Origin of the sequence: Paenibacillus sp. FSL H8-0537, assembly GCF_038051995.1 — a bacterium.
In the GTDB taxonomy this organism is placed as follows: Bacteria; Bacillota; Bacilli; order Paenibacillales; family Paenibacillaceae; genus Pristimantibacillus.
In genome coordinates this window covers 4,823,132-4,835,633 of record NZ_CP150290.1, presented here as the reverse complement: position 1 = coordinate 4,835,633, position 12,502 = coordinate 4,823,132, and the positions used below count along the sequence as shown (strand labels likewise).

Genomic DNA, 12,502 nt, shown 5'->3' with positions numbered 1-12,502 from the left:
TGCTTGTGAAGGCGTACCGGGGGTGCGTCAAGCAAACGGAACGAAGCAGGGGGCGAAAAGGCGGTGAAAGGTGCCACTGAACGGGTTTTCAGACACGCACTAGCTTCTATCATAATTTTAGGGGGACAGCCCATGAGTACAGCATTATTGCAAGAGCTTCATCAGGAGGTAAGGAGGCTTTATATTGCCGGGAGCGATCTGGCTCCGGGAGATTTTCGCCTGAAGCGCCTTCAGCCGCAATTCCAGCAGCTAGGCGAGCGGGCAGCGATTTTTAAAAGATTGGGAGAAGGCCTTACAGCGCTTCTTGAATCCGGCGAAGGAACGGAAACATCCGTGAAGCTGCAAGAGCTGGCCACGCTGCTTGGCTCTGTGCTTTACACGCAAGGCCAAACGGCAGTGGATGGCGAGGTTTTGGATATCGCAGGCGGAGGCGTTCCGTTATCCACAAGCTACTCCTATCGCAAGCTGGCCGAGGTGCAAAAGGCGCTTTCGACGACAGGCAGCGGCCGCTACGAAATCGTGACCGCTGCTTTTGCTGAAGGGCTGTTCAACGATTTGCGACTTTTTCCATTTGCGATTCGCGCACTGGAGGACCCCTATTCTGAAATGGCCGAATTTGCTATGGATAAAATTTTGCCCTCCTATGGCGCGGCTGTAGTTCCGTATTTAATCCGGGGCTTTAATCGTTCCGGCGGCAAAAGTGATGTGCGCAAGCTGCGTGTTATTTATAAGGCGGCTGGTGCAGCGGAGCTGGGTCTTATCTATGAGGCGGCCGAGCATGGGACAGATGAAATTAAGGTCGCTGCTATCGAATGTCTTGCCCTTCATGAGGGATATACCGATGCCTTAATAGGCTGGACGCTGGACAAAAAGAAGCCCATTCGGGAAGCGGCTTATGCCGCATTGGCCGCAGGAGCTTCTGCGCAGGGCATTGAGCGTATATTTGCGGCATTTTCTGGAAAGGACAAGGAGCTCGCGGCGGAGGCGCTCAACCGCTTTCCATCTGAGCCGTTGACGGAAAGGCTTATTCCTTTGCTCAAGGCAGAGCTGGATCAGGCTCCTGTGAACAATAAGGATGAGAAGGCTAGCGAAAAAGCATGGGGAAAGGTCGAGCCGTTTTTGAGAGCGTTCGAATATGTGCGCATGCCGCAGCTTGAGGGGCTTTTTTATCAGATCGTACGCGAAGCGGACCGTTTCACCTCTTTAAGCTGGATTCCGCTGCTGGACAAAGCAGCTCAATATTTGGAACAAACAAATTCCATAGAAGTATTAAGCCTGCTGCAGGAGCTGGATAACAAAAATCATCGTTTTTTGCCATATTCATTCCGCATGGCGAAGCGTCTATTGCCTGCTGAGGAATTATACATGCATTATGTGGGTTCTATTGGGAGCGAGCTGAAAAAAGTCGTCACCAGAGCAACCAGCGCTCGTGATCGTCAGATGCTGGATACGATGGAGTATATGGTAGCCAGCTATGACTATTACAATGGGGAGATCAATACGGCAGCGCCGCTGATTGAAGCTTGGGATACCCGCTGGCTGGACTGGCTCATTGATCGTAAGCATTGGAAGCTGATTTCTGTTTTTGCACGGCCTGGTCACAAAAGGGTAGAAGAATTTCTGCTGCAGAGTCTGCAAGAGTGGAAGGAGGAGGAGAAGAAGAAAACCAGTTTAAATACAATTGGCGTACATGTTTTTAAGGGATTGGAGCATGCCGGAGTGGAGGAAGCTAGGCGTCTTGAGCTGTTAATGGAGATTTTGGAGGTTTCAAAGGACAGAAGCCTGTACAGCTTCTCCGTTTATCTGTTCCATTTAATGCTTTGTTTCCCTAAGAGCTATGCAGACCGCTTGGAAGCCATTCTTCCGAGCTATAGATACGACTGTGCGCGACAGCTGGAAGAAATAATCGGCTTATTGCGAAAATAAGGGCTGCCATAACGCTGAAGGTTCAACAGCCTATTGAAACTTAAAGGAGATGGACAAATGAGTACAGATCAAGAACAGCTTCAGGATATGATGCGGCTTCCGGCGGAGGTTTTATACAGTCACGAGCTGGAGGCGCTGCGCAAAGCAGAGAAAGGGAAAATTCCGGCAGGCTGGCAAATGTCGCCCCGCTCGGTGCTGACCTTCATCATTGGCGGCAAAGCCGGCAAGACGGTCATTACGCCCAAATACATTGGCAATACCCGTTTAATTGAAATGGCGATTGCAACGCTTGTTACGGACCGCGCATTGCTGCTAATTGGCGAGCCGGGCACCGCTAAATCATGGCTGTCGGAAAATTTGGCGGCCGCCATCTATGGCAATTCCGGGCTCGTCGTGCAGGGAACCGCCGGAACGAGTGAGGAGCAGGTTCGCTACTCTTGGAACTATGCGATGCTGCTGGCTAATGGGCCTACGCCGGAGGCACTTGTGAAAAGCCCGATTATGCGGGCGATGGAGGATGGGGGCATTGCCCGCTTTGAAGAAATTTCCCGCTGTGCGTCGGAGGTTCAGGATGCGCTCATTTCAATCCTTTCCGAGAAGACGATATCGGTACCCGAGCTTGGAAAAGAAACGAGTGCCCGCAAAGGCTTCTCGATTATTGCGACAGCGAATACCCGGGACCGCGGAGTCAACGAAATGTCGGCGGCGCTTAAACGCCGGTTTAACATTATTGTGCTGCCGGCACCATCGGATCTGGAAACAGAGCTTGAAATAGTGAAAAAACGGGTCGGCGAAATTGCGGCATCCTATGAGCTTGAGGCCTCTCTTCCAGCAGATGAGGCGCTGCTCAAGGTCGTTACGATTTTCCGCGAGCTGCGCAGCGGCATGACGCTCGACAAGAAAGAGAAGCTGAAATCGCCAGCAGGTGTCATCTCGACCGCGGAAGCGATCTCTCTGCTGACCAACAGCATGGCGCTGGCCGCGAGCTTCGGCAGCGGGGAGCTGACCGATAGCGACTTGGCGGCCGGGCTGCAGGGCGCGATCGTCAAGGATGATGATAAGGACAAGCTCGTCTGGAAGGAATATTTGGACAACGTCATGAAGAAGCGGGGAGCAGAGTGGCGGAATTTGTATCAAGCCTGCAAGGAGATGAACGAGTGAATGTAAATGCTGAGGATCAGGTGTTTATTTTCGGAGTGCGTCATTTGTCCCCTGGCGGGGCGAAGCATTTGCTGGAGTACCTGAATGAGGTTCAGCCGACAGCGGTACTTATTGAAGGGCCATCCGATGCTACTGGCGAGATCAAGCACTTGACACATGCTGCTACTAAATTGCCAGCAGCCCTATTAGCTTTTACCGAAGAGCTGCCCGTGCGTACGGTGTTATGGCCCTTTGCTGTCTATTCGCCGGAGTTTCAGGCGATGAAATGGGCTAAGGAGCATGGCGCGGCTGCGGCATTTATCGATCTTCCTTCGTCGGTGACGCTGGCGCTGCAGGACGCGCTCAGATCAAAGGAAAAGGAGCCTTCTGCTGTACCCGAAGGGGAAGAGAAACGTTCCATTTACAGCCGAATTGCCGAGCTTGCCGGTGAAAGCGATTATGATATGTATTGGGAGCGCAGCTTTGAGCATAATGCCAATCCCGGCGCGTACCGGGAAGCCATACTCGCATTTTCAGCGGAGATGAGAGCCCTTGGCGAGGAGAAGGAGCAGCGCGAGCGCCCGGCCGAGCATGCCTATAATGCTTTGCGCGAGTCCTATATGCGGCGGCAGATCAAGGAAATGATTGATGCCGGCCATCATCCACAGCGTATCGTGGTCGTCTGCGGCGCCTATCATGCGGCTGCATTAGCGAATTTGACCGAGGCGATGAGCGATGAGGCGGCAGCGGGACTGCCTTCCCGCAGCACCAAGCATACGCTAATGCCCTACTCCTATTATAAGCTGTCGACGATGTCGGGGTATGGTGCCGGAAATGATGCGCCCCACTATTATCAATTGATGTGGGAGGCGCTGGAGCGCGGAGCGCTGGATGATCTTCCTCATCGTTATCTCGCCTCGGTTGCCAGATTGGTAAGGAGCGGCGGCACTCACCGCTCTACCGCTGAGGTAATTGAAGCTGTACGGATGGCGGAGTCGCTTGCTGCGCTGCATGACGGCAGCGCGCCTACTTTGCGCGATCTCCATGATGCTGCACAAACGCTGCTGGGGCACGGGGAGTTATCTGCTGTCGCAGAAGCGCTCGCTAGAGTTGATGTGGGAACGGCTATAGGCAGCTTGGCAGAAGGAGTAAGCCAAACCCCTATTCAGGATGATTTGAATCGGCAGCTAAAAAGATTAAAGCTGGAAAAGTACAAGACGACGGTCGCCAGCACCCTAACGCTTGATCTCAGAGAAAATCGCAGGGTCGCTTCTGCGGAGGCTGCTTTTTTGGATTTAAACCGTTCCATTTTATTTCACCGGCTGCTTCTGCTCGGCATATCGTTTGTAAAGAGCCAGCCAAGCGGTCAGGAAGGAGCTACCTGGGCGGAAAATTGGCTTATCCAGTGGTCACCGGAAGCTGAAATTCAAGTCGTAGAAGCGACGCTGCTTGGGGAGACCATTGAAGTGGCTTGTGCTTATATGCTTCGTGAGAAGCTTCTTGCCTGCCGCTCTATTGATGAAGCCTCGGCGCTCATTCATATTGCCGGCTGCTGTGGCATGACCTCGCAGATGGAGGAAGGCAGCAGGGTGCTGCAGATGCTGGCCGCCGACAGCCGCGATGTCGTGAAAATAGCAGCAGCAGCGCGGGAATTAGCGATGATTATTGGCTATGGCGACATTCGCAAGGTAGATACTGAGCCGCTCATTCCGCTGCTTGTGCAGCTGTTCCACCGCGGCTCCTTATATTTGCTGGATGGCTCGGGCTGCAATGATGAAGCAGCTGGCGGCATGATTACGGCGATAAATGAGCTAAACCGCATATCGCAGGACCAGAGCGAAATCATTGATGACCAGCTATGGGTGCAGGAGCTGCTGCATTTATCGGAGCGAGACGACCGCAATCCTAAATTGTCCGGTTTCGCCTGTGCTATCTTGATGGAACGGGGTGCGATTACCGCTGAGCAGTGTGCTGCGGAAGTTTCACGGCGCCTGTCCCCAGGCATTACGGCTGATCTTGGTGCAGGCTGGTTTGAAGGGCTGTCGATGCGCAATCGCTACAGTCTGCTCTCACGGACAAGCTTATGGGAACAGCTGAACCATTACATTAATTCGCTGCAGGACGATGAGTTTAAACGGGCGCTTGTCTTTTTGCGGAGAGCCTTCAGCTCCTTCTCTTCAAGGGAGAAGACGATGATTGGCGAGCTGCTGGGCGAGCTGTGGGGAGTCAGCGGCGAGCAGGCGGCGGAAATTATAACAGGTGAGCTAATGGAGGAAGAGATAAAAATGCTGGACGATCTGAATGATTTTGATTTTGAGGACCTTTAGCGTATGGAGGACAATCGGAAAGAAAATACAGTCTCGCGCTGGCGGCTGATTTTAGGGCAAGAAGCGGAGGGCCAATTGGCTAGCTGCAATGAGGACGGGCGGCTTGCCCTTACGGAGGAAGAGCTTATTATGGATGCGGCGCTGGCAGCCATTTATGATGAAAGCGGCGCGGCTGGCAGTACGAAGGGCGGCTCTGGCACTGGAGCCGGAAGAGGGTCAAGCGCGGGGCACGGATCGCTTAACCTGTCCAAGTGGCTCGGCGATGTGAGGTCGTTTTTTCCAGAGGATGTCGTGTCTATCATTCAAAATGATGCGATGGAACGCAAAGGCTGGAAGCAGCTGCTGTTCGAGCCGGAACTGCTCGCCTCCGTCAAGCCGGATATTCAGCTCGTAGGCACGCTGCTTTCGCTTAAGGGGAAAATCCCTGAGAAAACGAAAGATACGGCGCGACTGCTTGTGAAAGCTGTAGTAGATGAGCTGGTAAAGCTGCTGGAAACCGATATTCGCCGTGCGGTGACGGGGGCGCTCAACAAGAGACAGCATTCGCCGCTGCCATCCCTTAGCGGGCTGGACTGGAAGCGGACCATTCAGCGGAATTTGAAGCATTATGATACGGAGCGGCGGGTAATCATTCCTGAAAAATTTTATTATTTTGACAGGGCGCAGCGCAGCCGAGAATGGACGGTCATTATCGATATTGATCAGAGCGGCTCGATGGCTGATTCGATTATTTGGGCTTCGGTTATAGGTTCGATTTTTGCAAGCATTCCGGCTCTAAATACTAGAGTAGTGGTGTTTGATACCGAGGTTGTGGATTTGACCGAGCAATGTGCTAACGATCCCGTTGATATGCTGTTCGGCATTCAGCTTGGCGGTGGTACGGATATTCATAAGTCGGTCAAATATTGTGAGCAATTTATTGAAGAGCCGAAGAAAACGCTGTTCATTATCATCTCGGATTTGTATGAAGGCGGCAATCAGTCCGGGCTTATACGCCGAATGCGGGAAATGCGAGAATCGGGTGTGCGTACGATGTGCCTGCTGGCTTTGTCTGACAAAGGCCAGCCGTTCTATGACGAAGGGCTTGCGAAACAGCTGTCCCGCGATGGCACGCCGTGTTTTGCCTGCACGCCCGCGTTGCTCCCTACCCTAGTGGAAGGCGCACTGAAGGGGCAGGATTTGGCGGAGCTGGCGAAGCGGATGGGGACTTTGTAAGGAAGCTTATTTTATTTGATGCTGAAAGATACGGAAGGCGGACTTCCGTGTCTTTTTTTGATTAGGGCGTGTCTGAAAACCCGTTCAGTATAGAAAATATATTTATTGCGCCAATTGCTCTAAATCCGGCTGGAGTTTATTCCGCAGCACATAAAGCATGAGCGCCCCGACGAGGAAGGCAACAGCATCCGCTATAACGAGCGACCAGACAACACCATGGAAGCCATTCATGCGATTAGCGAGATACAAGACAGGGATGAGCGTCACACCTTGCACGATGGCCATTGCGAAAGCCGCTTTTACTTGACCCGTCGCTTGGAAAATGCCCGTGAAGAGCGTTGTCGTCCCCGAAATGAACAAGGATAAAAATGTGACATGCAGAATATAGCTGCCTAACTCAATTAATTGCGAATCGTTCGTGAAGAAGCCAATCAAATGATCCGAAGTTAAATACACGATAACACCGAAGATCGTAGCCAAAGCAGCAACCATCTTAATCGTAAAGCTGATCGTTTTTTTCATCCGAAGCTTATTGGCCGTGAAGGAAAAGGCGATGAGTGGTACAACCCCTTCACATAGCCCCATCAGGATAACTTCAGGAAATTGCAGCAGTCGTGATGAAATGCCAAATCCAGCAACGGCTTGATTCCCATATTCAATAAGGTAGTGGTTGAAAATCAGTCCCATTGCACCTAGGAACATGCTCATAATAAATACGGGTGTGCCAATTTTGAAAATGTTACTCGTAATTTCTTTAGATGCTTTGAACCATTTCAACGATATGCTGAGGAACTTGCTTTTTCTCCCTATATAGATAGCGAAAAAGATACTTGCTGCTGCGTTGGAAATGACCGTTGCTGCTGCAACTCCCATCACATCCCCGTGTAATACAAAAATAACGATTGCATCAAGAATAATATTAACGATAACGCTTAGAATCATCCCAATCATGGAGGTCATTGCGGCCCCTTCGGAGCGGACAATGTTCTCCAAGGAGAAAAATAAGACGACAAACGGCGAACCAATGAGCATCATGGTGACATAGTCTTTTGTGAATGCGAAGGAGCTAGCCGTTGCCCCGAGCCCATGAACAATTTGGTCAATAAGTGGTAGTCCCACAATCATCAACAATAAACCGAGGACAAGACTTGTGTAGAAGGAGAAGGAGGATACATGCTTCACCACATCATAGCTTTTTTCACCTAATAATCTGGAGATGAATGTACCTGCGCCTATGCCAATTAGATTACCCAGCGCCATAAAAGCTGCGAACAATGGTAGGGTAAGCGCTAGCGCCGTTAGCATTTCGGTATTGTGCAGGGTGCCAAGGAAATATGCGTTAAGAATGGAGTAAATAACACTCATCGACATGCCGAGCATCATAGGAACGGCGAAATGAGCGATAGCTTTATAAATCGGTGCTTTTTCAAAATAATGGAGGTTTTCAGCATCCATGTGGGTCACCACTTTCTCATGTATGGTTTGCAGTTAATTACTTAGAGTTCTAACTATATGAGGATCATAACCCCTTCCCTTCATGCGTAGGAGGGGGTTACGAGAGTTGTGAAAATTACTATCTGCGCTCAAAAGAGTTCGTTGTATCTTCATCGATATTGGCTTCGATGCGTGCAAGGAACCTGAACAGTAAGTTGGTTTCATCGTCGGTGAAGCCTTCCAGCAGCGTAAGTTCAAAATCTTCAAAATATTGATTGAATGAGCCAAGAAGCTCTTTCGCAGCTGGGGTTACACGCAATAGGTTGCGGCGCTCATCCTTCGGATCAGACCTGCGAACAATAAGGCCTTTCTTCTCCAAATTGTTGACCAGACTGCTGATAGAGGAGCCTTTACGGTTAAAGGTGATTTCTAGATCCTTCTGGGAAAGTCCCCCTTCTTCATGTTCATTAATATACCGAATGGCATGCCCTTGCTCTACCGTTAGCCCGTACGCCTCCAACTTCTTATTGACGTTGAGCTTCATCATTAGTCCGATCATACGAAATTTATGCTGCAGGTTGCGGTCTTGCTGCATGCTTATCACCTTCTGTTAAAATGAATTAGAAATCTAATAGTTAGATGTCTAATTAAATATATCGTGATGGATTTCGGTTGTCAAATCGTTTTTATTATTTTTTAATTCATCGATTATGGTATGATAACGGTCACGAGTCAGAGCGACTAGAAGATAAGCTTTCAGACAAAAAGGAGATTAAAATCATGTCTAGCATTACAGCCAAACCATTTGATAAAGAAATGCAGAACACACTCGGCGAGATTACGACGACCTACCATGCAAGCGAATTGAGCCAGAAGGACCCATCGGAGCTGCCGGAAAACGTTTATGTGATTGAAGCAGAAGAGACGATGGTCGGCTACGGCGTTATTTGGGAATATGCAAGCGGCAAGCAGCTCATTGAAAAAGCCGAAAAGGATTATTTTAGCGATGACGAAAAATATTTGGAAAAGGACTTTTATATCGACATTAAAAATAAAAAGGATTTTGTTTTTATAGAAGCGCTGGATGTGCTGAAGGAATATGAAGGCAAAGGGCATGCGGCATCCTTTATCAACTGGCTTAAAGCGAAATATCCGAAGCAGAGAATGTATGTGTACACACTGGATAAAACGCGCAACTTCTGGTTTAAGCAAGACTTTGAAGTGCTCGGCACGACAGCCTGGATGACCTATAACTAGCCGATGAACATTGAATTTGAAAATCAAACGATATCGTTTCATGTTCAATATGGCAATCGTGAAAAGAAAATATCGATTCAAATCGAGCCATCAGGCTTCATTACGGTAAAAGCGCCGAAAGCAGCAAGTGAAGAGGTCATTAAACGGGCAGTCGAGCGGCATGGGAAATGGATTTTGCAGCAAACGCAGCATCTTGCGGAGGCTACTAAAGCGCCGCAAACGAAGCAATACCAAGATACAGAGAAATTTCTCTACCTTGGCAAAGAGCATTTGCTGCATGAATTAATCAAGACAGATGGCTTAACTGAGGAGGAGCTTCGGAAAAACCTCAAGAAGTTTTATTTTTCAAGCTGCAAAAAATTAATAGGGGAACGTCTGCCTATTTATCAGGCGCAGCTGAGGATAAAGCCCAAAACGGTTGAGATCGTAGAGTCCACGACGAAGTGGGGAAGCTGCAGCTCCAGCAAGCATTTAACCTTTAACTATCGTTTGGCGATGGCTCCAATTGATGTGATTGATTACGTCATTATCCATGAGCTTTGCCATCTGTTTCATATGAATCATGACCGATCCTTTTGGCGGCGCGTAGGCAGCCTTATGCCGGATTATAAAGAAAAAGAACAGTATTTGGCCAGGTATGGCGGCTTCATGACGCTCTGACGCTGGGCAGTCAAAGAGAACGTCCTAATGGTTGTCGAGTCCGAAGCGTCTGGGGTGCGCCAGCCCCAGCCCCAGCCCCAGCCCCAGCCCCAGCCCCAGCCCCCAGCCCCGAGCCCCTGACCTGGTTTCATCGTTACCCCTCTAATCTTACTTATGCAAGCTCCTCTATATCCTTCAAGTTCTCCGTTGATTGCAAAAAAACCTTTCATTGGCTCATCATCACTGTATTTTTTGGATAAATATGTAAGTTTTGAAGAGTTCTAATAAAAAAATAATGTGTAACTATAAAAGTTCAGTGTCATTTTACCGATATTCTTTTCTATAAAGGCGAACTCGCTGAAAGGCGGGGACGCAGAGCTTAGGATCTAATGAGCTAAGCGTGATGATAGCCGGGTCGCCGAATAAGGAAGGGGTATGTGTACACAAATCCAGTCTATTCAGCCCGGATTTTTTTCGTATTCAAAAATTTATGAAGGAAAAAGAGTGATTACCATGAAACTAACCATCAAAAGCAGCCTGATTACCACTCTATTAATGACACTATCGCTAAGCTGTGTGTCTTTCCTTGGCTATGATAGGGCCAAAACGACATTGGAGGCAAACTTTAAGGAACAGGCGGAGCAGCAGCTGACGGTTGTTCAAAACTACATCGATATCTGGATTCAGGGCACACAGGCCAAATACAAGGCATTAAGTCAGTCCGATGACGTGAGAAACAGAGATATTCCTGAAATTCTCGCTTACAGCAACCGAATGACGGAGATCACTGATAACCCGGACGAATTTGCATTTATTGCCCCTGACGGCACGCTTTATTTGCCGGGAGCAACGGTTAGTGTAAAGGATTACCCGCATTTTCAAAGGGCGATCAACGGTGAGACCGTCACCATTGATCCGGTAGGCTCAAAGTCTCCCGGGGTGGAGGGAACTCCAATTGTGCTTACGGCTACTCCTGTAAGGGACGACCAAGGAAATATCGTTGGAGTCGGCAATGGAGGTCAGCCTATTCAGGACTTGATTGATCTCATCTCCAAAGTGAAATTGGGACAAAGCGGTCATGCGATTGTTTATACAAAGGATGGCACGGTTGTGGCCAGTGAAAAACCCGAAGAGACCCTACAGAAAAATATGGCCGATTACGAGAATGAGACGCTAAATAAAATTGTAACGGACAGCACGAATGGCGACACGGGTTTGGCTGAAGCCGTCATTAACGGCTCGGAGCATATGATCGTTTATGGAAAATCTGGCATGATGGATTGGGGCATTGCGATTTTGGTTCCCAAAAGCGAAGCCTATGCTGAAGCCGAAGCCTTGTTGCGGTTTTCGATTTTTGTAACAATCGTGTGCCTTCTGGTTTCCGCAGCAATCATCTATACGGTCATGCGCAAAACGTTAAAGCCGCTTTCCGTCATGAACGAAAAGCTGCAAGGGCTCTCCGCCAGCGAAGGCGACTTGTCCTCCAGGCTGACATTTGAAACGAAGGATGAAATCGGCGAGCTTTCCAGAAGTTTTAACGGGATGCTTGAAAATCTGCAAGGTCTGATCATTTCTATTTTGGATAAAGGACAGATTGTTGCCAGCTCATCGTCACATCTATTGGGCAATCTGGATCAAATATCATCTACCGTTAAGCAAACCACCACCAATATTCAGCAAGCAAATGTCGGATTGCAGGGCCAAATGATGGGATATGAAAGGAATTTGGGGTTAATTGGTGAAATCGGTGAAGGGGTATATGGCATTTTGAATACATCCAACCAAACCTCCGGCATAGCCGCAGAGGCTTCCCAAGGAGCAAAAACAGGCAATGAAGCCGTTGGTGGCTTGGCCAATCAGATGGATTCCATCCAACAGACGGTTAATGAAGCCGCAGCAGTCATTAAGCAATTGGGCGCGCGTTCGGAGGAGATTGGAGACATTACGTCCGTCATTAAATCAATTGCTTCCCAAACAAACATTCTGGCGCTCAACGCTTCAATCGAGGCTGTCAGAGCGGGAGTCCATGGAAAAGGGTTTGCGGTAGTGGCGGAAGAAATTCGCAAGCTTGCGGAGAAATCTACAGAATCCTCCAATCAGATAGCGAATCTCATTCATCAGGTACAAGCTGACACTACCCATGCAGTGGGGACAATGGACAAAGGTACAGGTGAAGTTGCGCTTGGTTTGGAGCAAGTGGGGAAGGTTGGCGTTTTATTCCAGACGCTAGTGACGACAACGACGGACGTATCCATTCATATGGAGAGGATTGCCGCCGCCGCCGACCGGTTAAATGCAAATACGGAGCGTGTGGAATCCGAGATTAAAGAAAGTGTGCAAATCGGCAAAAACTCATCCCAAAGCTTTGAGACGATTGCCGCCATGTCGGAAGAGCAGCTTGCCTCCATTATGGAAATAAACAGCTCTGTGGAACAACTGACACGAACAGCGGATGAGCTAAAAACGATGCTTAACCGGTTTAATGTTTAGTTGAGTTACAACGAGGCTATGTCCAAAGCTGACATCCTGTCGCTATGGCAGGGCCTTTTTTTTGCCCCTGGAAA

Annotated in this window: 9 protein-coding genes and 1 riboswitch; of the genes, 7 read left to right on the top strand and 2 right to left on the bottom strand. The window is 49.2% G+C overall.

The genetic code is table 11. The features are described from left to right. The first annotated feature begins 132 nt into the window (after positions 1-132). The 4 genes from MHB80_RS20320 to MHB80_RS20305 are packed head-to-tail and all read left to right on the top strand — an operon-like array spanning position 133 to position 6,608. A complete protein-coding gene (locus MHB80_RS20320) occupies positions 133-1,926 on the top strand; it encodes a HEAT repeat domain-containing protein (RefSeq protein WP_341278679.1) in 1,794 nt (597 codons plus the stop codon). Between the two features lie 57 nt (positions 1,927-1,983). Further along, positions 1,984-3,087, top strand: a complete 1,104-nt coding sequence (locus MHB80_RS20315; RefSeq protein WP_341278678.1) for an AAA family ATPase — start codon at positions 1,984-1,986, stop codon at positions 3,085-3,087. Further along, on the top strand, positions 3,084-5,393 hold the full coding sequence (locus MHB80_RS20310; protein ID WP_341278677.1) for a DUF5682 family protein: 2,310 nt from the start codon (positions 3,084-3,086) through the stop codon (positions 5,391-5,393). Before MHB80_RS20315 ends, MHB80_RS20310 begins: the two co-directional genes overlap by 4 nt. Before the next feature lie 3 nt (positions 5,394-5,396). Beyond that, positions 5,397-6,608, top strand: a complete 1,212-nt coding sequence (locus MHB80_RS20305; RefSeq protein WP_341278676.1) for a VWA domain-containing protein — start codon at positions 5,397-5,399, stop codon at positions 6,606-6,608. A 102-nt stretch (positions 6,609-6,710) separates the two neighbouring features. Here the strand turns inward: MHB80_RS20305 and MHB80_RS20300 are convergent, their stop codons facing one another. Then, complete coding sequence (locus MHB80_RS20300) at positions 6,711-8,063, bottom strand: MATE family efflux transporter (RefSeq protein WP_341278675.1); 1,353 nt, start codon at positions 8,061-8,063, stop codon at positions 6,711-6,713. 118 nt (positions 8,064-8,181) lie between these two features. Beyond that, entirely contained in the window at positions 8,182-8,637 is a 456-nt protein-coding gene (locus MHB80_RS20295) for a MarR family transcriptional regulator (protein WP_341278674.1), read from the bottom strand. Between the two features lie 185 nt (positions 8,638-8,822). On the opposite strand from MHB80_RS20295, the gene MHB80_RS20290 reads away from it, so the two are divergent. The 3 genes from MHB80_RS20290 (at position 8,823) to MHB80_RS20280 (ending at position 12,428) form a co-directional block, all read left to right on the top strand. Continuing rightward, entirely contained in the window at positions 8,823-9,299 is a 477-nt protein-coding gene (locus tag MHB80_RS20290; RefSeq protein ID WP_341278673.1) for a GCN5 family acetyltransferase, read from the top strand. Positions 9,300-9,302: 3 nt separating this feature from the next. Continuing rightward, positions 9,303-9,959: a SprT family zinc-dependent metalloprotease gene (locus MHB80_RS20285; RefSeq protein WP_341278672.1), complete on the top strand. Its 657-nt coding sequence runs from the start codon at positions 9,303-9,305 to the stop codon at positions 9,957-9,959. 316 nt (positions 9,960-10,275) lie between these two features. After that, positions 10,276-10,361: riboswitch (cyclic di-GMP riboswitch) on the top strand. A 90-nt stretch (positions 10,362-10,451) separates the two neighbouring features. After that, positions 10,452-12,428 carry a methyl-accepting chemotaxis protein gene (locus MHB80_RS20280; RefSeq protein WP_341278671.1) on the top strand — a complete coding sequence of 659 codons (1,977 nt, stop codon included), beginning with the start codon at positions 10,452-10,454 and terminating at the stop codon, positions 12,426-12,428. Positions 12,429-12,502 lie beyond the last annotated feature (74 nt).